Origin of the sequence: Prevotella multiformis DSM 16608 (assembly GCF_000191065.1) — a bacterium.
Taxonomy (GTDB): Bacteria; Bacteroidota; Bacteroidia; order Bacteroidales; family Bacteroidaceae; genus Prevotella; species Prevotella multiformis.
Genome location: NZ_GL872282.1, coordinates 859,718 through 885,152, shown reverse-complemented (window position 1 = coordinate 885,152; position 25,435 = coordinate 859,718). Strand labels below are relative to the sequence as shown.

The 25,435-nt window shown below is 47.8% G+C and carries 19 protein-coding genes and 1 tRNA gene; 7 read left to right on the top strand and 13 right to left on the bottom strand.

All coding sequences use genetic code 11. The features are described 5' to 3' along the window. Positions 1-11: 11 nt before the first annotated feature. From HMPREF9141_RS03595 to HMPREF9141_RS03575, 5 genes are all read right to left on the bottom strand, one after another. The gene (locus tag HMPREF9141_RS03595) at positions 12-938 is read right to left on the bottom strand and encodes a relaxase/mobilization nuclease domain-containing protein (RefSeq protein ID WP_007367131.1); all 927 of its coding nucleotides are present in this window, start codon (positions 936-938) and stop codon (positions 12-14) included. Next, a complete protein-coding gene (locus HMPREF9141_RS03590) occupies positions 935-1,282 on the bottom strand; it encodes a plasmid mobilization protein (protein ID WP_007367130.1) in 348 nt (115 codons plus the stop codon). Before HMPREF9141_RS03590 ends, HMPREF9141_RS03595 begins: the two co-directional genes overlap by 4 nt. Before the next feature lie 102 nt (positions 1,283-1,384). Next, complete coding sequence (locus HMPREF9141_RS03585) at positions 1,385-2,275, bottom strand: DUF8464 domain-containing protein (protein WP_005845937.1); 891 nt, start codon at positions 2,273-2,275, stop codon at positions 1,385-1,387. Positions 2,276-2,457: 182 nt separating this feature from the next. Continuing rightward, entirely contained in the window at positions 2,458-3,510 is a 1,053-nt protein-coding gene (locus HMPREF9141_RS03580) for an AAA family ATPase (RefSeq protein WP_005845938.1), read from the bottom strand. After that, on the bottom strand, positions 3,507-3,815 hold the full coding sequence (locus HMPREF9141_RS03575) for a DUF3853 family protein (RefSeq protein ID WP_005845939.1): 309 nt from the start codon (positions 3,813-3,815) through the stop codon (positions 3,507-3,509). Before HMPREF9141_RS03575 ends, HMPREF9141_RS03580 begins: the two co-directional genes overlap by 4 nt. Before the next feature lie 356 nt (positions 3,816-4,171). On the opposite strand from HMPREF9141_RS03575, the gene HMPREF9141_RS03570 reads away from it, so the two are divergent. From HMPREF9141_RS03570 to HMPREF9141_RS03560, 3 genes are all read left to right on the top strand, one after another. Beyond that, positions 4,172-4,375 (top strand): helix-turn-helix domain-containing protein, encoded by a 204-nt coding sequence (locus HMPREF9141_RS03570; protein ID WP_005845940.1) that lies wholly within the window; start codon positions 4,172-4,174, stop codon positions 4,373-4,375. A 91-nt stretch (positions 4,376-4,466) separates the two neighbouring features. Further along, positions 4,467-7,787, top strand: a complete 3,321-nt coding sequence (locus tag HMPREF9141_RS03565; protein ID WP_007367129.1) for a helicase-related protein — start codon at positions 4,467-4,469, stop codon at positions 7,785-7,787. Between the two features lie 15 nt (positions 7,788-7,802). Next, complete coding sequence (locus tag HMPREF9141_RS03560) at positions 7,803-11,189, top strand: Eco57I restriction-modification methylase domain-containing protein (protein WP_007367128.1); 3,387 nt, start codon at positions 7,803-7,805, stop codon at positions 11,187-11,189. A 23-nt stretch (positions 11,190-11,212) separates the two neighbouring features. Here the strand turns inward: HMPREF9141_RS03560 and HMPREF9141_RS03555 are convergent, their stop codons facing one another. The 5 genes from HMPREF9141_RS03555 to HMPREF9141_RS03530 all read right to left on the bottom strand — a co-directional run bounded on the left by HMPREF9141_RS03555 (position 11,213) and on the right by HMPREF9141_RS03530 (position 16,458). Next, positions 11,213-12,073, bottom strand: a complete 861-nt coding sequence (locus HMPREF9141_RS03555; RefSeq protein ID WP_007367127.1) for a TaqI-like C-terminal specificity domain-containing protein — start codon at positions 12,071-12,073, stop codon at positions 11,213-11,215. Continuing rightward, positions 12,073-12,684 (bottom strand): master DNA invertase Mpi family serine-type recombinase, encoded by a 612-nt coding sequence (locus HMPREF9141_RS03550; protein WP_040554192.1) that lies wholly within the window; start codon positions 12,682-12,684, stop codon positions 12,073-12,075. The genes HMPREF9141_RS03555 and HMPREF9141_RS03550 overlap by 1 nt, the downstream gene beginning before the upstream one ends. A gap of 145 nt (positions 12,685-12,829) precedes the next feature. After that, positions 12,830-12,914: transfer RNA gene (locus tag HMPREF9141_RS03545), tRNA-Ser, on the bottom strand. Between the two features lie 1,016 nt (positions 12,915-13,930). Beyond that, positions 13,931-14,377, bottom strand: a complete 447-nt coding sequence (locus tag HMPREF9141_RS03535) for an RpiB/LacA/LacB family sugar-phosphate isomerase (protein WP_007367123.1) — start codon at positions 14,375-14,377, stop codon at positions 13,931-13,933. Positions 14,378-14,442: 65 nt separating this feature from the next. Continuing rightward, positions 14,443-16,458 (bottom strand): transketolase family protein, encoded by a 2,016-nt coding sequence (locus HMPREF9141_RS03530; RefSeq protein WP_007367122.1) that lies wholly within the window; start codon positions 16,456-16,458, stop codon positions 14,443-14,445. 483 nt (positions 16,459-16,941) lie between these two features. On the opposite strand from HMPREF9141_RS03530, the gene HMPREF9141_RS03525 reads away from it, so the two are divergent. From HMPREF9141_RS03525 to fdxA, 4 genes are all read left to right on the top strand, one after another. Then, a complete protein-coding gene (locus HMPREF9141_RS03525; protein WP_007367120.1) occupies positions 16,942-20,517 on the top strand; it encodes a sensor histidine kinase in 3,576 nt (1,191 codons plus the stop codon). Next, positions 20,504-21,229 (top strand): DUF5932 domain-containing protein, encoded by a 726-nt coding sequence (locus tag HMPREF9141_RS03520; RefSeq protein ID WP_007367119.1) that lies wholly within the window; start codon positions 20,504-20,506, stop codon positions 21,227-21,229. The genes HMPREF9141_RS03525 and HMPREF9141_RS03520 overlap by 14 nt, the downstream gene beginning before the upstream one ends. Then, positions 21,219-21,860, top strand: a complete 642-nt coding sequence (locus HMPREF9141_RS03515; protein ID WP_007367118.1) for a hypothetical protein — start codon at positions 21,219-21,221, stop codon at positions 21,858-21,860. Before HMPREF9141_RS03520 ends, HMPREF9141_RS03515 begins: the two co-directional genes overlap by 11 nt. 243 nt (positions 21,861-22,103) lie before the next feature. After that, positions 22,104-22,271: a 4Fe-4S ferredoxin gene (gene fdxA / locus HMPREF9141_RS12670; protein ID WP_007367116.1), complete on the top strand. Its 168-nt coding sequence runs from the start codon at positions 22,104-22,106 to the stop codon at positions 22,269-22,271. A 1,320-nt stretch (positions 22,272-23,591) separates the two neighbouring features. Here fdxA and HMPREF9141_RS03510 read toward each other — a convergent pair. Genes HMPREF9141_RS03510 through HMPREF9141_RS03500 form a run of 3 tightly spaced genes read right to left on the bottom strand, consistent with a single transcriptional unit; the run spans position 23,592 to position 25,306 of the window. Continuing rightward, entirely contained in the window at positions 23,592-23,861 is a 270-nt protein-coding gene (locus HMPREF9141_RS03510; RefSeq protein WP_007367112.1) for a hypothetical protein, read from the bottom strand. 20 nt (positions 23,862-23,881) lie between these two features. Further along, positions 23,882-24,586, bottom strand: coding sequence for a CDP-alcohol phosphatidyltransferase family protein (locus HMPREF9141_RS03505; protein ID WP_007367111.1), 705 nt, complete (start codon positions 24,584-24,586; stop codon positions 23,882-23,884). A gap of 21 nt (positions 24,587-24,607) precedes the next feature. Beyond that, positions 24,608-25,306 (bottom strand): phosphatidylserine decarboxylase family protein, encoded by a 699-nt coding sequence (locus HMPREF9141_RS03500; RefSeq protein ID WP_007367110.1) that lies wholly within the window; start codon positions 25,304-25,306, stop codon positions 24,608-24,610. Positions 25,307-25,435 lie beyond the last annotated feature (129 nt).

The window sequence follows — 25,435 nt, the reverse complement described above, 5'->3', positions numbered from 1 at the left end:
ATTTGCTGTGATTAAATTCTACGTTTGCGATTAGCTCTATTGCGAAGTTTCTTTTGGAAGCGGAGCTCATCAACATCTACGCCATTACTTGGTGTTGGCATAGAAAACACTTCACTAATTGCTTCGGATAGGTCGGTAATAAAATTGCTTTCATCTACAGAATGTACCATAGGATCGTTTTGTAGATGAATTTGCTCTTGTTTGTGAGAATTTTGTTCTATCTCCACTTTGAGGCGAGAGAAAGAGCACGTTCGGTCTATCTTTGAGCCACTGAAACTGCATCCGTCTTTTTCAAAGATGATCCCCTGAACAACATCGGTATTACCTTTCGTCTTGAAACGAGTGGTAATATCTTGTTGCTCTAATTCTGCAACAAAATCTTTCCAAGTCTGAGATTGAGGTAATATAGACTTAATAGCATCGAATATCTCATACTGCAATTTATCTTCACCTCTTAATCGCGAGCGGTTTACCTCTTGCTTTCCTTCGCCAATGGATAGACCATAACGCTCAGTCAGTTCTCTACAAATCTTAGTTGAACGATACTTTTCGTTGTGGTCGCTGATGGTTTTGCCATTGTTACCAATGCGATTGATACAAATGTGCAGGTGAGGATGCTGGCGGTCACTGTGCCTTACGATAAGGCTCTGTGTGTCGCCATAGCCCATTTTATGAAGATATTCGTTGGCAATCTTCGCCATTGTTGCATCTGTTAGTCGTTCTGAATCATGTGTCGAGAATGAGAGTATGGTATGGCAAACTGTTTTCTGTACACTTGGACGCATAGAGGCTTGCAAGTTGAAGTCGTATGCAATGTCATATGGAAAAGAACTGCGCACGCCATTGGCTTGTAAGACTTTGACTTTATCTTCACGCTTGCTAAGCATATAACTGACAACTCCACTGAAGTTTGTTCCTTTAATAATCTTGGCAATCATGGTTTCAAGCGTTTCATAAGTTCGTGAATAAGTTGTTTCAGAGCATTCAAATCTTCATTGAGTGCAGAGATTCCGAAAGCATTGAGTCGATGGGCAATCTGATTAAGATTGTTTGCCATGCCTGACACCGTGCGAATGAGTTGCATCTCTTCGGGTTTGATGTGTGCCTTAACTTCTGCTTTTGCAATGAGCCGACGCAGAAACTCGGTATGAGTGATGGAGGCTTCTCTCGCTTTGCCCAACAAAGTATAGTACTCCATCGTATTAAGCCGAAGAAGCACTTGATATTTCCGCTTCTCTGATAATGTCTTGGTGGGTCGCCCACCTTTATTCTTCTGTTCCATATTTTTATTTTTTGATGAGACCAACGGGATTTTTACCTCCCAATGGTGGGAGCAAGTAGGTTTTGAGATACTCAAAACACAAACTTGCTTCCCTGATAAACACTATCTTCTGATACCACGCTTCGTGGTCGGTAACGAAGGTTGACTTTCTTGCACTTTGGATTGAGAAACAAGCCATTCGTTGAGATCTTTGTGAGTTTGATAGCGAACAGATCCATCTATGACAGATGGGTAAAACTGTTTCAAAAATTCAAACAATTTTCGTCCTGCTTCATCATTGTCTAGAAAACTCTCAACTTGCTTGTAGCCTTTTATCTTCTCTTGAATGCGTGGCAAAAGAGCCAGAGAATTAAGAACTATGGTGTCGCAGGTTGAAGAAAGATTTAGCGTTTGCCACGAAAGGAAATCCATAAACCCTTCAAAGATTTGTAAAACGTCTGTGCCTTTACTAATAGTTGTAATCGCTTTTGGAGCAATGCAGCCTTTGAAATAAGGACTACGAATTTCCCATCCGCCAGCATCGTTTGAAAATCCAATGGCATAGTATGTTCGATTGGTATTATTGTATCGAATTTCAGAACATAATCTATTAGCGATGCTGAGAGATATTCCTCGCTCTGCGATGTAACGTAACAAATAAGGATTGGTAAGTGATTGCACAGATATGATTTCTAATTTGTGCTTAGAGGTTTTTCTTTCACCGCCAAAAGAAAAATCTCTATGCGCTACTTGTTTTATATCTCCCAAAAGTTCGATGGCTTTGCTAATGGTGCAATGCTGTAAGGCACACACAAGGTCGATGATGTCGCCATGTTCTCCTGTCCCGAAGTCATACCATTGGTTGCGCTCTGTATTTACTTTGAATGATGGAGTATTTTCGTTACGAAGTGGGGAGCAGTACCAAAAATGAATTCCTTGTACTCGTGCAGGTGAATAACCCTGTTGCTGCAAATAATCTGTGATAGAGATTTGCTTTATATTTTGTATTTCCATTGTAATTTTGTATTGATGTTTGAAATGAATAACTCTCAGCCTTTTTCTTTTGGAGGCTGAAGGTTTTAGGATTAGTCGGACAGTCGTACACTATAGGCACCCCTTTACGTCCGACCAAGTTTGTTTCTCCTTGGTCGAATTAGTTCAGGTATATATAGCCTGTGTCCAACCGACCAAAGGTTTTATTGTAGAGAATTATGGTTGAGCCGATATTTTCCTCGTTCCTCCTTAACCACTATGCCTTTGTTGAGCAAGAATTGCAAAAGCTCCTTGAGCTTTGTTTGTCCGTAGGATTGTCCCACAACTTCTGCATAAGCCTCTTTAAGAGCTACGATAAGTTTACTATATGGCAAAATTTCGCTTGTAGAGAAAACTGATTCCAACGCCTTTCGATGTTCGTTATCGCTTAACTCTTGATAGGAGAAGCGATGTGATTTTCGCTCATTGTCCGAATATGAGAGATCTATTTGGGGTATGCAAATATCGTCTTCAACTTCCTTGAGCCGAAAGGCAAATTTTTCAAAGGGTTTGGAGCGGATGATGGAGGGCACAACAATACTGCGTTCAGGCATAGTGTTATCCCTCGTGATTTGAAGAACTGTTTCTGCCTTGTTGTTGAGTTCCGTCCCAATATGTCCCCGTGCGTTGTCGTCGCCCTTATTGAGGTGAAGCACGGTCTGTATGTGGATGTTTTGCTCGCTCGTCCATTGCATTAGGTCGCCCACTAACTTGGTTGCCTCCGTTGAATTGTTGATGTCGAGCATCAAATCACGAATGCCATCAATGACTACCAAGCCCACGTTAGGAGTATTGTAAATGGCGTAACGGATGATTTCTCTACGCTCGTTGGGATCGGCAATGGCTCTGAGATGGCTAAACTTCAAATGTTCTGGCTCTCTATCAGTCGGCAATCCTGCCAATCGCAGAATGCGTTGCATCACGAGTTGGCAATGATAAGGGCTTTGCTCAGTGTCAAAGTAGAGGATAGTGCGCTTGCTCTCGGGAAATGACGCCCGATACTCCAGAACTTGCCCATTGACAAGGGCTGCTGCAACGATAGCACTCACATTGAAAGTCTTCTTAGCTTTCGCCTTGCCTGTCGATACACTGAAATTGCCCAACGTGCCGATGATGGCTTCGCCTGCTTGCAGCACAACGGGCGGAAGCGAGAACTCGTCCGTTACATGAATGAGCGACTTTCGCCAAATGTTTTCATAATCAGTTGTATTCATCATCGTCCTCCTGTCTTTCGTCCTGCCAGTTCGAGTGCAAGGTCTGCATCAACAATAATCTTACGACCGATTTGTGTAATGGCACGATTGATTTTGCCACTCTGTTTGATACGGTTGGCTGTGGGCAAGCTGCATCCGAAAAGACATGCTATACCAGCCAATCCATACACATATCGTTTTTCTTCTTTGGAGGAAGAAGCCTTTGTTAATTCCCTGCTCGTGGATATATTACCGTGTTGTGCAAGGAAAAGCAATTCTTCACCAGTCATCTGCCAAACAGGCTTGTCTCGTAATTCATTTATCGTCATAATTCAATTGTTTTGAAATGAATAACTCGCCCTTGCGCATAGGGCATTCAGTCAGCTCTGACAGTACAAAAGTAGAGGGCTTTTGATGTTATTCCAAGAGGCTGGGATATAGCGGGAAGTATAGGAAAATGTAAGGAAATCAACAACTATCAAAAACGCTCAATACATACTCAAAAAGTGGATGGTTTCGGACAAAGGCATATTCATTTCCAATCATCATTAACTACTTAATAAATTACTTTTGGGTCTTCACACAAGAAAAAATCATTTGAATTGCATTAAAGCTCTATTTTTCTTCGTTTTATTCATTATAAGTTCATATCTTTGTAACTAATATTGAGATATACAATCATCTAATGGGACAGAAGAAAGAACATAGCAACCTCATTAAGGAACATTTGAAGAAGCGAGGTATCACCCAAACATGGCTCGCCAAAGAGTTGGGTATGAGTTTCAGCATCACCAACGCCTACGTTTGTAACCGCAAGCAGCCTAATCTTGCTACCATCTTCAAGGTAGCAGACCTGCTCGGCGTGTCCCCCAAAGAATTAGTGAAATAGGAGTTTATGAAAACAACAATATAGATATTCTCAGTGCAATTTCTAAAACTATAGAAGTAAACATGAATAATCTATATACGAATAAGAATATATGAATACAATTCAGCAGCCCAATTCCCACATCTTTACCAATAAGGATGGAAATACATTAATAAAAGAGTTTGAGGGGGTATTGCAGCATAACCCTCAAATCAGAAACCTTGATGCTGTTGTAGGCTTTCTTCGTGCATCTGGCTACTTCTCCTTACGCCCTTTCCTTGATAATATTGGAAAGGTGAGAGTACTGATAGGCATAGATGTAGACAAATATATCGCTAAAGCGGCACAGCAAGGAAAACTATTTTTTGGAGCAGAAGAAGAGGTTAAAGAAGAGTATCTCAGAAAGATAAGAACTGACATAGAAACTTCCAACTATCGTAAGGATATAGAAGATGGAATGTATCTAATGGTACAAGACCTTCTTGACAAAAAACTTGAATTACGCGCTCATCCTTCCAAAAAGATTCATGCAAAGATATATGTGCTATATCCCGATAATTTTAATCAGTACTCTCAAAGTATGGCCATTACAGGCTCAAGTAATTTATCAGGGAATGGATTAGGAATAACACAGGACAAGCAATATGAGTTCAATGTAAAGTTGGACCGATATGATGATGTGAAATTTGCAAAAGATGAATTCGAGCAGTTATGGAACGAAGCTGAAGGTTGTGAAATAACTTCTGAAGATATAAAAGCAGCCATTGACAGGACCTATCTTAAAGGCGATGTTCCTCCTTATGATCTTTACATTAAGATGCTAATGGAGTATTATGCTGACCGTGTACTTGAGACCGACAGTGCTGATCCCTTTGATATGCCAGAGGGCTATACGAAATATGATTATCAGATGGATGCCGTCATAGAAGGCTATCAAAAGCTTATTCGCTATGATGGATTCTTTCTCTCGGATGTGGTTGGCTTGGGTAAGACCATTGTTGCAACTATGATTGCAAAGAAATTCCTTATAGAGAATGGTTATGAGCACACCAAGATTCTTGTAGTATACCCTCCAGCAGTAGAACAGAACTGGAAGTCTACTTTCAAAGATTTTGGTATAGACAAATACGCCAAGTTCATTACAAACGGTAGCTTAAGCAAGGTTCTTGATGAAGAGGATTATAATTATTGGAATGCAGAAGAATATGATCTCATACTTGTAGATGAGGCTCATAAATTCCGTAGTCATACCACATCAGCTTTTGAGCAACTTCAAGAAATTTGCAAGATGCCACGCTTAGAAGCAGGTAATATTCCTGGTTACAAAAAGAAGGTCATGCTTATTTCCGCAACTCCTATGAACAATTCTCCAGCTGATATCTATACGGAGATATTACTTTTCCAAGACCCTCGTCATTGTACCATTGATGGAGTTAGCAACCTTACTGCATTCTTTTCTCCATTGATAAAAGAATTCAAGAGACTACGAAAAAATAACAATACAAGTATTGAGGATTTTAAACGATTAGCAGAGAAGGTAAGAGACCGTATCATTAAACCATTAACTGTGCGTCGTACCCGAACAGATATAGAAAGTATACCCCGATACAACAAGGATGTGAATGGATTTCCTAAAGTTGAACATCCAATTGAGAACCAGTATGAGCTAAATGAGCATTTAGCCAATCTCTTTGAACAGGCTATACAGATTCTTGATAAGCAGCTTACCTATGCACGTTATCAAGCTATTGCATACTTAAAACCAGAAGTCGCAAATGGTCTTTATGACAATGCAGAGTTGATAAGCCGTAGCCTTGCAGGAATTCGAAAGAATGGACTTGTAAAGCGTTTGGAAAGTAGTTTCTATGCATTTCAAGTTTCTATAGAGAATTTCCATCAAGCCAATCAGAATATGATTGACATGTTTGATAATGACAAGGTCTATATTGCACCAGACCTTGACATCAATCTGCTATTGGAGTCTGGATTATCCGAAGAAGAAATCGAAGAGAAACTTAACGCTAAAGCTTCTAACAATCCTAAGAACGCAATCTTTCATGCTGCTGATTTCCGTCCAGAGTTTATAGATATGCTACATAATGATCAAGCTATCCTTGAACAAATGTTAGCTGATTGGAAAGATATTTCTGATGAAGATGATTCTAAGTTTGCCAAGTTTAATGAGTTACTAAAACATGAACTTTTCAGAAGTGATCGAAACCCAGAGAAAAAGTTAGTTGTGTTCTCTGAGTCAGTTGATACTGTTGACTATCTAAAACGTAGAATCAATCGTAAGGACGTATTGGTAATCTCTGCACAGAATCGCAATAAACAATTTAAGACAATACGTGAGAACTTTGATGCTAACTACAAGCAGAAACTCAACGAGTATAATATCATCCTGACGACAGACGTACTGGCAGAAGGTGTCAACTTACATCGTTCTAATGTGATTGTGAATTATGATACGCCGTGGAATTCGACAAGGCTGATGCAGCGTATTGGTCGTGTTAATCGTATTGGTTCTGCCTCAAAGCATATCTATAACTATGTTTTCTACCCTTCAAGGGAAGGTAATAAACAAATTAATCTGAACCAGATTGCATTAAGCAAAATCCAATCATTTCATAGTACATTTGGTGAGGATAATCAAATTTATTCTCAAGAAGAAATTATAGACCGTAACCTAAGTAAATTGTTTGAAGAAGGAGTGAACGAGCAAAAGAAAGATATTAACAAGGAACTACCTTTCTATGAGGAGCTTCGTACTCTCTTTAAGACGAACCGACAGGAATACAACCGTATTGCTAAGATTTCCTTACGCAGTCGAACAGGGCGAGAGTCTAAAACTATTAATGGTGTTACGCTATCTGAAGACACACTGGTATTCTTAAAGACAAACTTCCGAAAAGTGTTCTTCCTTGTGTCGGAAAATGCTCAAGAAATTTCCGTTCTTGATGCACTTAATTACTTCAAAGCAACTAAGGATGAGAAACCTGTTACTCGTATAAGCAACCATCACAAGCATGTGGAGAAAGTCTTGACAAAGTTCCGTACTATTCAAGACGAGGAAATCCGTATACAAGAAACCTCGCAGAAAGATCTCTATAATTTGGGTGCGCAGGTTAGTACGGCTATCAATCTGTTGAACAATTTTATGAATGAGATTGGAGACAATGACCTTTACATCAAAGTTGCACATCTAAAAACATTGGTGGAGCGTGGTGTTATCACCTATATTGCCAAGCGTTTACAACGTATCCAGAAAAACCTTCGACGTACTGGCGGTAAAGCTCGAATGACACATGATGAGGCTTTCAGCGAAATCATCACAATGGCGCAAAAGTATGCCCCTTATTATATTGCAGAAGAAACAATGTTGAATCAACAAGAAACAGACGCAGAAATTATACTTTCCGAAAGTTTCCAATAAATCAAATATCGAACAATGAATTACAAAGAGATTATTGAATCAAAATATAACCGTGAATCATGGCAGCAACTGCTTCATGACATATTCCTGAACAAGGTTACTTTTCATAATAGTCCAGGAAAGGTTCATGTAAGCAGTCATTTGGCTAAAGAAGCATTAAACTTGGGTTATATAAAATTGTCAGATGGCTTGACTATTGCCATTTACGAAGTAGAACTCTCAGACAATGTAGATATAGAGCGTAATCGGCGTGGCATTCGTGATATGCTCACCACGGACTGGCGCACCAATCATGCAGGTGCTTTTATGTTCTGCTATCGCAAGAATGAAAGCATACTACGTTTCTCCTATGTAAGCGAGACTTGGGGCTTCAACAAACAGGGAGAATATGAAAAAATATCTACTGATACAAAACGTTATACCTATTTGCTTGGAGAAGGACGTGGATGCCACACAGCTATAAAGCAGTTTGGAAAGTTGAAAGAAAGTAAACAAGCTTTAACTGACATCACCGAGGCCTTTTCTGTTGAGACACTCACCAAACAATTCTACAAAGACTTGTTTGAGTGGTATCAGTGGGCTATAGACGACTCTACTCAGGTAACCTTCCCTAATAATATAACTACGGAAGATGATGATAGGGACGATGTAGAAAAGAAGGTTATACGTATGATAACCCGTATTATGTTCGTATGGTTTATCAAACAGAAAGAATTGGTGCCAAACCGAATCTTTGATATTGAATATCTTTCAACAATACTGAAAGAGTTCGACCCATATAGCACGACTGTCGGTAACTATTATAATGCTATTCTCCAGAATCTTTTCTTTGCTACCTTGAATTGTGCCATTGAGGACGAGAATGGCAATACACGTAAATTTGCCACTTCAACTAAACGAGATGTCAAGACACTATATAGATACGCTGAAATGTTCTCTATCAGCGAACAGGAAATTGTCAACCTCTTCTCTGAAGTTCCGTTCTTGAATGGAGGCCTCTTTGAGTGTTTAGATAAGACACGCTATATTGATGGTGTTGAACAATGCTATAATTTTGATGGGTTCAGTCGTAATGATGCTCGTTTTGCGGATGGTCGATACAAGCATCGTGCTGTAGTTCCGAACATTCTTTTCTTTGAACCAGAGAAAGGATTGCTCTCCATTCTGAGCCGATATAACTTTACTATTGAGGAGAACTCACCTGAGGAACAGCAGGTAGCACTTGACCCTGAACTCTTAGGTAAAGTCTTCGAAAACTTGTTGGGTGCCTATAACCCAGAAACAAAAGAGACGGCACGCAACCAAAGTGGCTCATTCTATACACCACGTGAGATTGTCAATTATATGGTTGATGAAAGTCTCATTGCCTATTTGGGAAACAATGACTTTGTTCGTTCACTTTTTTCTTATGATTTCACTTTTGACAAAGCAAAGAGTAATGAATATCTAAAGATTGCTGACAAACTAAAGGCTGTCAAGATACTTGACCCTGCTTGTGGCTCTGGTGCTTTTCCTATGGGACTGTTAAACAGAATAATTGACATCCTTGAACGAATATCACCTAATGAAGATATTTATGAACTCAAACTGTCTGTTATAGAGAACTGCCTATACGGCTGTGATATACAGAGTATTGCAGCACAGATAACAAAACTGCGCTTCTTCATTTCCTTAATATGTAATTGTGAGAAAGATGCCTCTAAACCAAACTTCGGCATCCCAACATTGCCTAACCTTGAAACTAATTTTGTTTCAGCAAACTCACTTATTGCAAAGAAGAAGGAAGATCGTCAGTTAAACCTCTTTAAAAGTGAGGAGATAGAGTCAATAAAGAAAGAATTACATCAGATACGTCATCTACATTTTTCTGCTAAGTCGACTTCTACAAAACACCGCTTAAGAGAGAAGGATTTAGCCTTACGCGAAGAACTAATAGAACTTTTATCTGATGAGAATAACTTTGCATCTGATGATGCCAAACAACTTGCAGAATGGAATCCATACGACCAGAATGATACAAGCTCATTCTTTGACCCAGAATGGATGTTCGGAGTAGCTGATGGTTTTGATATCGTCATTGGCAATCCGCCATACATACAACTTCAAAATAATGGTGGAGAATTAGCGAAACTGTATGAAGGGTGTGGATATTTCACCTTTGCACGTACAGGTGATATCTATTGTCTGTTCTATGAACGTGGATGGCAGCTATTGAAGAAAGATGGGCACTTATGCTATATTACGTCCAACAAATGGATGCGTGCAGGATATGGAGAGAAGACAAGAGACTTCTTTGCAAATAAGACAAACCCATTACTGCTTATAGACTTTGCTGGAGTGAAGATCTTTGAGAGTGCTACTGTTGACACAAATATCTTACTTATCTCAAGGTCTAATAACCAGCATAAAACAACCTGCGCCATTACCAATAAGCAGAATAAAGATAGTGTAAAGAATTTGAGCGATTTTGTGCGGCAACAGAACTCCGTTTGCGACTTTGGCTCGTCTGACAGTTGGGTGGTTCTTTCACCTATTGAACAAAGCATCAAAAAGAAAATAGAAGCTGTTGGTACGCCATTGAGAGATTGGAATATAAACATCTATCGTGGTGTGCTGACAGGTTGCAATGAGGCCTTTATTATCAATACCGAAAAGCGTGATGAGATATTGGCAAATTGCCAAACTGATGACGAGCGGACAAGAACGGCTGAACTTATTCGACCTATTCTGCGAGGCAGGGATATTAAGAGATATGGGTATGAGTGGGCTGAACTATGGCTTATTGCCACTTTCCCCTCACGCCATTACAGTATTGATGAGTACCCAGCAGTTAAACAATACTTACTTTCTTTCGGTATTGAAAGGTTGGAGCAAACAGGTAAAACGCATATTGTAAATGGTGAGAAAGTGAAAGCCCGTAAGAAAACCCATAATAAATGGTTTGAGACACAGGATAGTATCAGTTATTGGGAGGATTTTTCTAAGCCAAAGATTGTATATATGGAAATACAAACAGATAATGAAAAAGAAGGCTATCTATTCCCATGTTTTTCCTATGATAATAGCAACAAAATAGTATTAAATACTGCATACATCATTAGTAGTAATACGGAAGATGTGCGCTTTATTCTTGGTGTTATTAATTCCAAGATGGGACGCTTCCTTACAAAACTATATGTTTCACAGTTACAAGAAAGACAGTTTAGAATGCTTGCACAATATGTTAAGAACTTCCCAATTCCCAAATTACCACAGAATGAAATAGATTATATCATTAAAGCTGTGGAATACAATATAAATAAATGCAATTCTGAATTAGAAGAAAAAATTAATCGTGCAGTTTGTTCATGGTATAATTTGAATGCAGACGAGCTTAATTTTATAGAACAGGGAGCTTTCTAATTCTCCCTGTTCGTAGCGTGTTATCAAATCCGATATGTTGTTATATATTCCCATTCGTCATAACTAAATCCATACAACTGTTTAACATACAAATTTACCATTTCCTCTTTATTAGGCATGTTGAGGATTTTAGATATATATTTCATGTCAAAATCTATAGGTATTGGAAATTTAATGAGCGATTGGATATTAAGCATAATATCGCCAGCGCCTGTTGTATCACTGTTCTTAAAAATAAAATATTTACTAACATCTGAACATAGTAATGCCAACAAATAATCATTGTATTCTCCTGCCGAGATGAAACTTGCTGGGGCTGTTAAAAATATTCCGCTATCAACTTTTGCAAATGAAAGATTACGCCCTACAGCTTTCCAGCATATATGTGGCTGAAAAAATAAGTCCAAATAAGCGCAGTTACGGAGATTATATGGTGTATCTCCTTTATCCGAACGAACAGATATTTTATCCCAATATTGGTCTAAATGTGCCTTTACAGCAGGATAGTCATTGATATTAATACGTAGGAGTTTGCCCTTTATGCCATTGTGAGTATTGATTAGGAATAATTCATTGTCAACATATCCATATCTCTTTATATCCCTGCCTCGCAGAATAGGTCGAATAAGTTCAGCCGTTCTTTTGCGTTCGTCCTCAGTTTGACAGTTATCAAGGATTTCTTTCCTTTTCTCTGTCGATATTATAAAAGCCTCGTTACAGCCTGTCTTTATGCCATAGTTGATTTGGATATCCCAATCTTTCAATGGTGTGCCTATTGCTTCTATCTTCTTTTTAATGCTTTGCTCAATCGGTGAAAGCACGACCCAACTATCCGATGTTGAAAAGTCACAAATGGTATCTTGTTGCCGCACAAAATCGCTCATTAGTTTTCTACCAATCTTTTGAGTCTAATAAACCGTGCAAGGGTATTCCTATCAACCTTGCAAATCTTCGCTATTTTTCGAAGGGATGTACCATTCTTCAACAACTCTGATATGAGAACTTCCTTACCAGAAAGTTTGTATTTGTCGGGGGAGCTTTTGCGACCTTTAGGACGACCAAGTACAATACCCTCAGCTTTCTTTCTCGCCAACGCTTCTTTTGTGCGTTGGCTGATAAGGTTACGCTCAATCTCTGCCGATAGTCCGAATGCAAAAGCGAGAACTTTGCTCTGAATATCATCCCCAAGGCGATAGTTGTCTTTGATAGTCCAGACTCTGCATTCCTTAGTCATGCAGATGTTCAGTATTTCCATAATCATAAAGAGATTCCTGCCAAGACGTGATAGCTCGCTACAAATAATAATATCGTCCTTTCCTACCTTTTTGAGTAATCTGCCGAGTTCCCGTTTGCTATAGTTCTTTGTACCACTGATAGTTTCCTCTATCCAATCGTCAATTGAAAGATTTTGATGTTTACAAAAGTTGCTAATCTCGAAGCGTTGATTCTCTACTGTTTGCTTATCGCTGCTAACTCTGATATATCCGTAAATCATAATTGTATATGTGATAATTATTACTTTCACAAAAACAAACGGATATTGTAATAAAGGAAATGCTATAAGTTTTCTTAGGTAATAGAAAATTCGGGTGTAATAAAGGGTGTAAATCACGTAACCCGTTGATTTACACCCTTGTTTGCGGAGAGAGAGGGATTCGAACCCCCGGTACCTCTCGGTACGACGGTTTTCAAGACCGTTGTAATCGACCACTCTACCATCTCTCCATAAAAGGAACCGTAAAGCGTTCCTGCTTCCTTGTGAAAAGCGGTGCAAAGGTAGGAATAATTCTCGAGAATGTGAAATTTGAGACAGGCGTTTTGAGGATTAAAACACTTTTTAACCATTTTGTCATGAAGAATGTCAGCCTGTCCCATTCTGTTGATTGAAGAGTAAACTCTCTCGCAAAGAGACTTTAAAATCTACAACCTCTTGACAAGCATAAGCCGTAAGGAGGAAACGAGTGGGAAGAAGCGGTAGGTTGGGAATGGGTGAGGAAAAGCAGGGATAGGCGGGAATAGACGAGAATGAAGAGAGAATGAAGAGAGAATGAAGAGGGAATGAAGAGGAAGAAGCAGTAAGGAGGGAACGGGGAGGATAAGGGAGATATAGGCGAGAACGGGTAAGGAGATGCGGGAATGGGCGGGAATGGGCGATAATAGGCGGGAATGGGCGTGGATAAGCGGGAATAAGCGTGGATAAACGGCAGTTGGCATTATCCCAAGTTACTTCCGTCAGGCAGTTGCCTCCTTCGGGGAGGGGAGTTTCCTTTTTGGGACTGGGAGGGATTTCCTTTTGGCAGAGTTTTTTGGGGAGGGAAGCTATACCAAGGAGCTTTACAGAGGAATCACCACAGGAAAAGCCCATTCCTAAACTCGCTTGCAAGTAAAGAAATGGACTGTTTGCCTTCAGAGAGTCTTAACTTACAGACTAAAAGTCGTCTGGCCGTCAGTTCGCATTCTGACGCCGTTAAAAGTACACAGGAAGAACTCGCAGTCGCCGCCAGCCGAATCAGACATTTGACCGGCCGCTTCGGCCTCACCCAAAGGGCAGAGGAAGAACTCGCAGTCGCCGTCAGCCGGATCAGAGACATTTGACCGGCCGCTTCGGCCTCACTCAAAGGGCAGAGGACAAACTTCTGCCTCTGCCGGCTGGACCAGCCATTTGACCGGCTGCTCAGCCTCACCCAAAGGGCAGAGGGCAGCCTCCGCCCTCTGCCTGAGTCCGCCTGCCGGTCAGCTTTCTATCCTTGCTGCATGGCAATCTTCTTGACACGCCGTTCGTGTCTGCCGCCCTCGAATCCAGCCTTGAAGAACTCATCGAGAATTTTTCCGGCGGTCTTGTTGTCGATGAACCGGCCCGGGAGTACCAGGACATTGGCATCGTTGTGCTGGCGTATCAGTTCGGCAACATCCTTGTTCCATGCCAGTCCGGCGCGCACCCCCTGATGCTTGTTGAGTGTCATCGCCATTCCCTCGCCGCTTCCGCAGATGGCGATGCCCGGATAGACCTCACCCTTCTCGACAGCCTCAGCCAGCGGATGGGCGTAGTCGGGATAGTCACAGCTCAGGTCGCTGTTGCAACCGAAGTCTTTATATGGGTACTTGTGTTCTTCCAGATACTGGATGACGAACTGCTTCAACGGATAGCCTGCGTGGTCGCAGGCAACTCCTACTGTCTTAATTTCCATAAGCTGTTTAGGTTTTATGAGTCCTTCCGTCCGCCTCCGGCGGACGAAAGGCCCAGGTTAAACGTCTATGCTAAAAATTCTTTCACTTGTCTGTATACATTCTCGGCGGTGAAGCCCAGTTTCTCATCCAGCACCTTGTAAGGAGCGGAGAAGCCGAAGCTGTTGAGACCATACACCATGCCGTGTGCACCGACCATTCCCTCGAGCGTCACGGGGAGGCCGGCCGTGAGACCGAAGATCCTTGCATCCTCCGGAAGTACCTGCTCCTGATACTCCTTGCTCTGCCGGCGGAAGAGCCCTTCCGACGGAGCACTGACGACCCGCACTTTCAGTCCGTCCCTGCGCAGAAGCTCCGCTCCGTCGAGACAGGTGGCCACTTCTGATCCGCTGGCGAGGAGAATCACATCGAACGGTTCGTCAGAGCCTTTCACGATGTATGCCCCCCTGCGGGTCAGCTGGTAGTCGGTTCCTTCCGGCAGGCTCTTCACGTTCTGCCGGGAGAAGATGAGGGCCGTCGGCGTGTCAGTATTCTCCATGGCCATCTGCCAGCAGACGGTCGCCGCATCGCTGTCGGCAGGGCGGAGCACACGGACGGAATCCTGTCCGGCATGGTTCTGCAGCTTCTCCATCAGGCGGATCTGCGCCTCCTGTTCGACAGGTTCGTGGGTAGGGCCGTCCTCGCCGACACGGAACGCATCGTGGCTCCACACGAACTTCACGGGCACCTGCATGAGGGCCGCCATGCGGATGGCCGGCTTCATGTAGTCGGAGAAGACGAAGAAAGTACCCATTGCCGTGACGACACCGCCATGGAGCATCATGCCGATGCACATACATGCCATGGCCAGTTCGCTCACACCGGCCTGGAAGAAGGCGCCGCTGAAGTCGCCGCGGACGAAGGAATGCGTGTGCTTGAGGAAGCCGTCGGTCTTGTCGGAGTTGCTGAGGTCGGCAGACGACACGATCATGTTCGGCACCTGTTCTGCCAGCAGGCCGAGGCAGGCTGCCGATCCGTTGCGTGTCGGGATGTCACGCTTCTGCACAAGACCGCTCCAGTCGATCTCCGGCGCCTTGCCCGAGAACCACTGCCGCATCTGTGCCGCTTTCTCCGGATTCTCCTTTTCCCAGCCGGCCTCCGCGGCATGGCGTTCCGCCACGATTTTCCGGAGTTCGGCAGCACGGTCGTCGTAGAGCTGCTGTACTTCGGGGAAGATTCTGAACGGGTCGTCAGGGTCGCCGCCGAGGTTTCTCACCGTATTTATATAGGCATCGCCTCCGAGCGGTGCGCCGTGTGTCTTTATGCTGTGTTCGTAGCTGCTGCCGTCGGCCTGGCGTGCGCCTTTGGCCATGACGGTGTCACCGATGATGAGGGTGGGGCGGTTCTCTTCCCTGTTGGCAGCGGCGAGTGCCTCCCGGATGGCATCGGGGTCGTTGCCGTCAATCTTCATGACGTTCCATCCCCATGCCCGGTATTTCATGGCCGTATCTTCCGCCATGACGGCACCGCATTCGGTAGAGAGCTGGATGTCATTGGAATCATAGAACATGATGAGGTTGTCCAGGCCCAATGCGCCTGCCAGTCTTCCGACTTCTGCGCTGACGCCTTCCTGGACGCCGCCGTCGGAGATGTAGGCGTATATCTTGTGCTGCATCATGGTATGCCCGAGGCGTGCCTCGAGGAACTTCTCCGCCACGGCGGCTCCTGCCGCATAGGCATGTCCCTGTCCAAGCGGCCCCGACGAGTTTTCTATGCCGTGTGCCAGATCGCGTTCCGGGTGGCCTGGCGTGACCGATCCCCACTGGCGGAACTGCCTGATGTCGTCGACAGTGAATTTTCTCTGGAGCGTCAGCGCCGCATAGAGCATCGGCGACATGTGTCCCGGATCGAGATAGAAACGGTCGCGTCCTGCCCATTCCGGCCGGTCCGGATCGTAGACGAGGAATTCAGAGAAAAGGACATTGATAAAGTCTGCACCGCCCATGGCACCTCCCGGATGACCTGATCTGGCTTTCTCAACCATTGACACTGCGAGGATTCTGATGTTGTCTGCCGCGCGGTTCATCAGCTTCTTGTCATTCATATATAGATTGGATTTAATTTATTATAATGCAAATATAAAGATAAATAAGGAGAACTCAAAATAATCAGGTTACATTTTTCATAAAATCGTTCCGCATCCCCCAAAAGGCCGCTTTCCGGCGGAACCGGTCCGTCTCCCCTACCCGTCCGGACGGCATCCGGGAAACACGGAAGATTCCTTCTGAACATACGGATATTCACGGAATGTTCACGATGTTCATGTCTGACCGGCGGTGCGGCAAAGTCCAGGACACATCCCGCATCCTCCTGCCCGCAAGGATTCAGCGATGCCGTGAAATCCTGTGCGACATCATTATCCACCTGCCCCTAAGGATTCCGGCCAGACACAGACCTGTACCGGTCCACAGAGCCGGAGAGGGCGGGCACAGGAAGATTCTCCCGCCGGCAGTCCGCCGTTTGGGAAAAGTTTTGTATATTTGCCTTCAATTTCACAGAAGAAAGTCAGCAAGGCGAAACAAGACAGATGAAGAAAAGAAGGCTATACAGAACGGCAGCAGGATGGGCGGCAGGCCTGTGCCTGCTGCTGACGGCATGCAGCATCCCCCACCAGCAGGAGGTGGATGCCTGCAACGACAAGGCCTACGCCTTCCATTACCGCAGCCTCGACTCGGTCGACCTGTATGCCCGGCGGGCGTACAGGCTGGCGAAGCGGTACGATGCCGGACGGGCAGAGGCCCTGAACAACCTGGCGTTCGCCGACCTGATGAAGATGCGCTTCACGGAAGCCTTTGCCAAGCTCGACTCCGTACTCCAGATCACCGACAACCAGGTGGAGCTTCTGGTGGCGGACATCCAGCTCATGCGTCTCTGCCAGCGCGAGTCGCTCAACAAGGAGTTCTACGACTACTACGAGAAGGCACAGAAGCGGCTCCACCGCATCGAGGAGGACGAGAGCCTGCTCTCCGCCCGCCAGCGGCGCCGCATGGTGTATGCGCGGACAGAGTTCGCCATCGTCACCTCCACCTATTATTATTATGTGGGACTGGAACAGCCTTCCGTCAAGGCCATCCGGCAGATCAATCCCGACGGCGAGATACAGACCGACATGGCGCAGCTGCTGGACTACTACTACAACATCGGCGCAGGCGGCATCTTCACCACCGGGACACAGGAAGCCGTCAGCCAGCGCGAGTTCGACTACCTCATGCGCTGCTACATGCTCGCCCGCCAGCACGGCTATCCCTACTGGGAGGCCAACTCGCTGCAGGCACTCAGCGAGCACCTCGTCAACGACCGCAGCCGCAGGACGCTGATGCGCGACAACCTGCCGTCGTTCCAGTTCCTCAACCTCGACAACATGCCCGACAGCCTGCTGGCAGGCAACCTGGTGCAGCGGTCGCTCAACATCTTCCGGAAGTACGGCGACGTCTACCAGACCGCCGGCTCCTACCGTACGCTGGCCTCCTGCTACTGGCAGATCAAGGACTACCGCTCCGCCATCATCTGCCTGCAGAAGGCACTGAACGACAACCCCGCCATCCGCCAGGCCCCCGACCTCGTCGCCTCCATCCGCGAGCAGCTCAGCGTGACGTACTCCGCCATCAACAACAAGCAGCAGAGCGACTACAACCGCAACATCTACCTCGACCTGCAGGACGAGACCCGCCAGGACCGTTACCTTGCGTCGCGCGCCGAGCAGCTGGACCGCACCTCCCAGCAGCTCAACCTCATCATCGCCGCCGTAGGACTGTCCATCCTCATCGTCCTCGCCCTGCTTGTCCTCTTCCACTATCTTCGGCGGCGCAGCGACCGGCGCAGTTCGCTGGACGACCTCCTGCTCCCGCTCGAACAGTGGCGCAGACAGAACGGGCAGCACAGGGCGGCGATGACGGAAAAGTACGGCGAAATCGCCGAACAGCTCGACCTCTGCCGGCTCCACCTCGTCGACAACCGGCGCAAGAACCTCGAGCAGCGGGCGAAGGTGTCGCTTGTCAACAGCGTCATCCCCCTCATCGACCGGATGCTCCACGAGATCGGAAGGCTGAAGAAAGGCGGTGAGAGCGAAACGCTGAAAGCGGAACGCTACACCTATATCTGCGAACTGACCGACAAGATCAACGAACTGAACACGGTCCTCACCCAGTGGATACAGCTCCGGCAGGGACGCCTGTCACTGCACATCGAGAGCTTCCCCGTACAGCAGGTGTTCGACATCGTGAAGAAAGGGCGCATGGGTTTCCAGATGAAAGGCATAGACCTCCGGGTAGAAGACACCGGCGCCGTCGTCAAGGCCGACCGTGTGCTGACGCTCTTCATGGTCAACACCCTCGCCGACAATGCCCGCAAGTTCACCGGACGAGGGGGCCGGGTGACCATCCGTGCGGCCGAGGAAGAGGGCTATGTGGAAATCTCCGTCGCCGATACCGGCTGCGGACTCAGCGAGACACAGCAGGCACACATCTTCGACTACAAGCCCATCCGCGACCAGGGCGACTGCACGTCGCACGGCTTCGGACTGATGAACTGCAACGGCATCATCAACAAATACCGCAAGATCAGCCAGATCTTTTCCGTCTGCCGGATCGGCGTAGAGAGCCGGGAAGGCCGAGGGAGCCGCTTCTTCTTCCGCCTGCCGAAGGGCATCAGCCGCATGGCGGTGCTCCTCCTGTCCGCCGTCTGCGGCCTGACGGCCGCCTCCGCCCGTCCCGTCAGAGCCATCGACAAGGCGGCGGCACTGGCGCGCCACGACTACAGCACCCTTGCCGGCATCTATGCCGATTCGGCTTACTTCTCCAACATCAACGGCTCCTACAGCCAGACCCTCGCCTATGCCGATACCTGCCGGTACTACATCAACCAGCTCTACCGCCGCCTGCGCCCCAAGGGGAAGGACCTGATGCTGCGCACAGGCAGCCTCCCCAATGTCCCGGCGGAGATCAGGTGGATACAGGAAGGCATACCGATGGACTACGCCGTCATCCTCGACATCCGCAACGAGAGCGCGGTGGCGGCACTGGCCCTGCACGAGTGGGACCTCTACCGGTACAACAACTCCGTCTATACCCACCTTTTCAAGGAGCGCTACGCCGACAGGTCGCTGGGCGAGTACTGCCGGATGATGATGAAGTCGGAGACGAACAAGAACGTCGCCGTCGCCCTGCTCATCCTCTTCCTGCTGTCCATCTTCCCGGTCTACTATGTGATGTACTACCGCCGCCGACTGTCCTATCAGTTCTGCCTGGAACGGGTGAAGAGCATCAACACCATCCTCCTCAGCGACATGGACGTGCAGGAGAAGCTCCGGGAGGTGGAACGCGCGGCGAGCGACCGGTTCCCGCCGCGCCTGCTTGCCATCGTCACGCAGATCAGAGACGCCCTCCTCGCATCGGTCGAGGAGGACCAGAAGAGCCAGGCCGACATAGAGATGCTGGAGGACGAGGTGCGGTGTACGGAATACGAGAACGAACGCCTGCACATCAGCAACAGCATTCTCGACAACTGCCTGTCGACGCTCAAGCACGAGACGATGTACTATCCCTCGCGCATCCGGCAGCTCGTGGACCAGCCGGGAAACCAGCTCGACAGCATCGACGAGCTGGCCGTCTACTACAAGGAGCTCTACCTGATCCTGAGCCAGCAGGCGATGCACCAGGTCGAAGGCGTGAAGCTCATCGCACGTCCCCTGGACCTCGCCGCACTCGTAAGCACGGCGAAGCTGACGGCTCCCGTCCCTGCGGTGCCGCCCGTCAGCGGCGACCCGGTCCTCATCGCCTACCTCTTCGATATCCTGTACCAGAGCAACCACAGCCGTCCCCTCACGGTCAGCGCCGGGGAGGGGCAGCCGGGCTATGTCACCCTGCACGTCCTGATGTCCGCACTCCACCTGTCGGACGAGGCGTGCCGGCAGCTGTTCCAGCCCTCCGCCGACCATCTGATGTCATTCATCTGCCGCCAGATCGTCCGCGACAACGGCGAGGCGACCAACCGGCGGGGATGCGGCATATCGGCCACGGCCACGCCCGACGGCACGAGCGTGAAGGTCGTCCTCTCGCAATCCAGTCAAGAAACAAAAACGAAAGATACGTATGGAGAATTTTAGAGTCATCATCGTCGAGGATGTCCCTCTGGAACTGAAAGGGACGGAAGGCATCTTCAGAAACGAAATCCCGGAAGCCGAGATCATCGGGACGGCCGAGAGTGAACCGGCCTACTGGAAACTCATCAAGCGGCAGCTGCCCGACCTCGTACTGCTCGACCTCGGCCTGGGCGGTTCGACGACGGTCGGCGTGGAAATCTGCCGGCAGACCAAGCAGACCTATCCCAACGTGAAGGTGCTCATCTTCACGGGCGAGATACTGAACGAGAAACTGTGGGTCGACGTGCTCGACGCCGGCGCCGACGGCATCTGCCTCAAGAGCGGCGAGCTCCTGACGCGGGGCGACGTGGCCAGCGTCATGTCGGGCAAGCGCATGGTGTTCAACCAGCCCATCCTCGAGAAGATCGTGGGCAGGTTCAAGCAGAGCGTCAGCAGCATGCTCATGCACCAGGAGGCGATGGTAGGCTACGAGATCGACGAGTACGACGAGCGCTTCCTCCGCCATCTTGCCCTCGGCTACACCAAGGAGCAGATCACCAACCTGCGCGGGATGCCCTTCGGCGTGAAGAGCCTGGAGAAACGGCAGAACGAACTCGTGCAGAAACTCTTCCCCGACGGCAACAACGGCATGAGCGTCAATGCGACCCGCCTCGTCGTACGGGCACTGGAGCTGCGCATCATCGACATCGACAACCTCCATGCGGATGAAGAGTAAGTTAGGCTGGCTCGTCCTCGTGCTGCTCACCGCCCAGCTGGCACTGATCCTGCTCTCGTGGGTGCTGACGGCCGCTTTCCCCGAGCTGCCCATCCGCTCCCTGCTCAGCAGCGAGGGCATCCGCTGGTTCTTCGGATGCTTCTCCGACAACCAGCTGTCGCCGCTGCTGGTGGCACTGATCATGGCGGCGATGGCGGCGGGGGCGTGCGTCAGCAGCCGCCTCTATGCGGCCTTCCGCACACGGATGAAGGAGCTGGCACACGGGAAGACGGCGGACGGCGGACGCACGGCCCTCCACTACCGGGAGCGGGTGGGACTGCGCCTAGCGCTGCTGGAGCTGCTGGTCTATGCCGTCATCATGCTGCTGCTCACGGCCGTTCCCCATGCCATCCTCCTGAGCGTGACGGGACATCTCTTCCCCAGCGCCTTCTCCTCCAGCCTCATCCCCTCGCTGTCGTCCGTCCTTGTCATCATGTCGCTGTCGTACGGCGTGGCGAGCGGCACGGTAGACAGCGTAGCCGCCATGCACCGTGTCCTGGTGAGCGGCCTTGTGGTCGCCGCCCATCTGGTTCCGGCCTACGTCATCGGTGTCCAGCTGTACATGTCGCTGCTGTATGTGCTTGTGAGGTGAGAGAAGAGCGGCCGCACACGGGCGGTTCTCCGGCGGGCAGCCCCTGCCGGGAACGCCTGAGACAAAAGGAAGGGAGGGGCGGCAGAGCCGGGATTTTCTATTTTTATGCCGTCTAAATATTTACAATTCCGCTCACAATATTTAGGTATTACGGAAATTCTTTCTATCTTTGCACCATCAAAGTTAGGTATCAAGCCTGTTTGTAATACAAAAACATTATTCACATCATAAAACAAGAACATTATGGCTTACGTAATTGGTAATGACTGTATCGCTTGCGGTACATGTATCGATGAATGTCCGGTAGGAGCCATCTCCGAGGGCGACATCTACAAGATTGATGCAGACGCGTGCACAGAGTGTGGCACTTGCGCATCTGTCTGCCCCAACGAGGCGATCAGCCTCCCATAAGGTGCAGACCTGTTACTGATTAAATTCACAGGGCGAGTCGTGAGACCCGCCTTTTTTTGTGTCGACGGACGGAGAGCAGGCAGAGAATCCCGCTTCCAGGCAGACAGATTCCGCCCCTGTTCCTGTCTGCCGGATCTCAAGGTATCTTCTATAAAAAAGGTTTTTCCGAAACAGGGAGTGATAAAGTAAGCCTGCTACATAATGAGGTTTGAGATTTGAGGTTTGAGATTTGAGGTTTGAGGTTTGTCCACTATATTGCATCCATCAAAAAGGGTTCTCCCGAAATATGGAGTGATAAAGTAAGTCTGCTACATAATGAGCACGGAGAAGCGGAGAGCAGAGGGGAAGACGGCAGAAAGACAGAACCATGTTTACCTTTTCACTCTCTTAACTTTTTACTTCTCCAACAGCTCCATGCCTCTATGTGATATTCCATCAAAGCCATCAATACACGAGACAGACCTCACTGCATAACAATGTTCTTCCGTTAAATGGATAGATTGGAAACAGGATAAAGGCTTATACACTTACAGGGTATGACCATGCAAAATCAGATGGTCTTACAAAGGGGGATAAACTACAGGATAAAATTCAGAAAAAGTAAATAGACACGATGTTTATCCATCAGTATGTCTTTCCGTCTTCTACAAACAACTTATTGCCATATTATCGGTGTTTGTAAACTGTTTTCATGCAACCCAAGCTGAGACATGCTCTTCTGGCTCCTGAAAGGTGCCTGATTGACTTCCAACAGGTGCTCTCTTGAGGTGTTACCAACGCCCTTTTGAAGTCCAATCAAGCACCTCTTACAAACGACTGAATAACCAATTGATTGACTGCCGGTTGCAGACCTTCTTTTTGTACGTGTCTTCCATATTTACAGATGATTCATTTGGAATCATGTAATGACTTTTCAAAACCTTATCTGTCTTTTCAACGTATGAAAACGAAAAGGCTTTTGTATCGGAGGATGATAACAGAACAGACGGTTGACAGTCTTGACAATGTCTTTGTTTAATGAATAACTTTGGTTCTTCCGTTGAAGCAATACGAAAAGCATCCACGCATTGAACGGAAGAACACATAATAAGGCATACAGAGAAGCGAAGAAAATAGAGGAAAAACATCACGGAGATGCCGACGACACAAAAGAACGACAGAGAGGCAATGCACGGATTTCCTTTATTTTCGGGATAAACGCCATTCACGATCCTCACCAGCAAATACGCTGATAAAACTCTCAGATACTCTCCGCTGCTCCACGCACAGACGGTGCCTCCGTGAGGACCATTGCTTTGTTTTTAATAATCCTCCGCCGTTTCAGCGTCCGGGATCGTCGACCTCCGTAAAGTCGACATACTCGCCCTCGCTGTCGGGGATGACCTTCCTGTTCCGCTGCTCCGCCGTCCGCTTGTCGATGACGGTGCTTCCAGCGTCCTCTTTCCTTTCCTGCTGCTGTGCGAAAGGATCAAACTGCCGGCGCACCCTGGTCAATTGCCTGTAAAAGGAGAAGGCGATCCAGACGAGAATCGCCAGAAAGGCGATGAAGATGAAAAAAGCGAACTTCAGCAGGAAAGCAATAAACGTCATGTCCTTTCAGGTTGTATCCTCTATTGCTGGACGGAGGAAGGTTTTACGATAGCCGACAGGATTACATACCATGCGATGATGATGGCGAACGAGGAGATGCCGAAGACGACCAGCAGGGGCACGCACGTGGCAAGGAAGATGTATTTCACCTCGTTGCCCTTCCATCCCCAGTGTTTGAACTTCAATGCGAACATCGGGATTTCGGCAACCAGCAGCCAGGAGCTGACGAAGATTCCGGCAAGGACGAGGAGGACCGCCCAGGGACAGACCTCCAGTCTGTCGCCGAGCCCCACGATGAGCGAGCCCCAGAAGAGGGCGTTGGCAGGAGTCGGCAGCCCGATGAAGCCCAGTGCCTGACGCTCGTCAAGATTGAACTTGGCGAGGCGGAGCGCCGAGAATGCCGCCATGACGAAAGCCACGGAAGGCAGACAGGAGCGCAGCGGCTCCAGGAACTGAGGATAGTCCATGACCTGCAGCTGCGAGAAGAGGATGGCCGACGGAGCCAGCCCGAAGGTGATGTCGTCGGCCAGCGAGTCCAGTTCCTTGCCGATGGGAGAAGAGACCCGGAGGAGCCGTGCCGTCATGCCGTCGAAGAAGTCGAACACCGCTCCGATGATGATGCACAGCAGGGCCAGCTTCGCATCGCCTGCAAAGGCAAAGGCCGTGGCGACGCAGCCGGAGAAGAGGTTGCAGCAGGTGACAAAATTGGGAATGTGCTTTTTCATCTTTTCCTTCTTTTATGTTGTTTATCGGATCTTCATCCTGGCGATGACCGTCTGGTCGCCCGTCGTCGCCTGCCCCATCTTCACACAGACCTCCGAGTCGACCGGGAGGAAGAGGTCTACCCGGCTGCCCAGCTTGATGAAGCCCAGATGCTCGTCGATGTAGCAGTCTTCGCCCTCCTTGGCGTAGGTCACGATGCGGCGCGCCACCGCCCCGGCAATCTGGCGGCAGAGGATGTCGGTCCCGTCAGGGGTGGTGATGATGGTGTCGGCGTGCTCGTTCTCTTCGCTTGCCTTGGGGAGCCACGCCTTGTGGTAGTTGCCGTCAAAATGCTTCACCGACTTCACCACGCCGTCTACGGGGAACCAGTTGGCGTGGACGTTCCAGAGACTCATGAAGATAGAGACCATCAGCCGGCGTTCGTGGAAATATTCGTTCTCGTCCACCTCCTCGATGACCACGATGTGCCCGTCGGCCGGTGCGACGACGACGCCCTCCGTCTCCTCGCTGTTGAAGTAGCGGATAGGACAGCGGTAGAAGTTGAGCACAATGCCATAGACGGTACCGGATAGAACTGCAAAAATGCAGAAGGGTATCTTTGACGGAACAGCAAACCAGAGAACCAGCGCAATGAGGGCAAGACAGATTGCTCCGTAAAGCAATGTATTTGTGCCTTCCCGATGGATTCTTATCTTTTTGAGTTTCTTTTTTATTTTTCCCATGGTCGTTGAACGACGTTTTTGATTTGTTGCAAAGGTACTCCTTTTTTGTCATTTGCACAAATTTTCACTCTCATTCTTTTGCCATGTCGGTATTTCATCGTAACTTTACGCCTCAAAACGCATAACCCA

What these genes read in the sequence shown, in the direction of transcription:
- HMPREF9141_RS03520 (WP_007367119.1), top strand. Translation starts at nt 20,504, where the DNA reads ATGGAGAATTTTAGAGTCATCATCGTCGAGGATGTCCCTCTGGAACTG.
- HMPREF9141_RS03570 (WP_005845940.1), top strand. Translation starts at nt 4,172, where the DNA reads ATGGGACAGAAGAAAGAACATAGCAACCTCATTAAGGAACATTTGAAG.
- HMPREF9141_RS03530 (WP_007367122.1), bottom strand. Translation starts at nt 16,458, where the DNA reads ATGAATGACAAGAAGCTGATGAACCGCGCGGCAGACAACATCAGAATC.
- HMPREF9141_RS03585 (WP_005845937.1), bottom strand. Translation starts at nt 2,275, where the DNA reads ATGGAAATACAAAATATAAAGCAAATCTCTATCACAGATTATTTGCAG.
- HMPREF9141_RS03510 (WP_007367112.1), bottom strand. Translation starts at nt 23,861, where the DNA reads ATGACGTTTATTGCTTTCCTGCTGAAGTTCGCTTTTTTCATCTTCATC.
- HMPREF9141_RS03590 (WP_007367130.1), bottom strand. Translation starts at nt 1,282, where the DNA reads ATGGAACAGAAGAATAAAGGTGGGCGACCCACCAAGACATTATCAGAG.
- HMPREF9141_RS03565 (WP_007367129.1), top strand. Translation starts at nt 4,467, where the DNA reads ATGAATACAATTCAGCAGCCCAATTCCCACATCTTTACCAATAAGGAT.
- HMPREF9141_RS03595 (WP_007367131.1), bottom strand. Translation starts at nt 938, where the DNA reads ATGATTGCCAAGATTATTAAAGGAACAAACTTCAGTGGAGTTGTCAGT.
- HMPREF9141_RS03580 (WP_005845938.1), bottom strand. Translation starts at nt 3,510, where the DNA reads ATGATGAATACAACTGATTATGAAAACATTTGGCGAAAGTCGCTCATT.
- HMPREF9141_RS03575 (WP_005845939.1), bottom strand. Translation starts at nt 3,815, where the DNA reads ATGACGATAAATGAATTACGAGACAAGCCTGTTTGGCAGATGACTGGT.
- HMPREF9141_RS03550 (WP_040554192.1), bottom strand. Translation starts at nt 12,684, where the DNA reads ATGATTTACGGATATATCAGAGTTAGCAGCGATAAGCAAACAGTAGAG.
- HMPREF9141_RS03500 (WP_007367110.1), bottom strand. Translation starts at nt 25,306, where the DNA reads ATGGGAAAAATAAAAAAGAAACTCAAAAAGATAAGAATCCATCGGGAA.
- HMPREF9141_RS03560 (WP_007367128.1), top strand. Translation starts at nt 7,803, where the DNA reads ATGAATTACAAAGAGATTATTGAATCAAAATATAACCGTGAATCATGG.
- HMPREF9141_RS03555 (WP_007367127.1), bottom strand. Translation starts at nt 12,073, where the DNA reads ATGAGCGATTTTGTGCGGCAACAAGATACCATTTGTGACTTTTCAACA.
- fdxA (WP_007367116.1), top strand. Translation starts at nt 22,104, where the DNA reads ATGGCTTACGTAATTGGTAATGACTGTATCGCTTGCGGTACATGTATC.
- HMPREF9141_RS03505 (WP_007367111.1), bottom strand. Translation starts at nt 24,586, where the DNA reads ATGAAAAAGCACATTCCCAATTTTGTCACCTGCTGCAACCTCTTCTCC.
- HMPREF9141_RS03515 (WP_007367118.1), top strand. Translation starts at nt 21,219, where the DNA reads ATGAAGAGTAAGTTAGGCTGGCTCGTCCTCGTGCTGCTCACCGCCCAG.
- HMPREF9141_RS03525 (WP_007367120.1), top strand. Translation starts at nt 16,942, where the DNA reads ATGAAGAAAAGAAGGCTATACAGAACGGCAGCAGGATGGGCGGCAGGC.
- HMPREF9141_RS03535 (WP_007367123.1), bottom strand. Translation starts at nt 14,377, where the DNA reads ATGGAAATTAAGACAGTAGGAGTTGCCTGCGACCACGCAGGCTATCCG.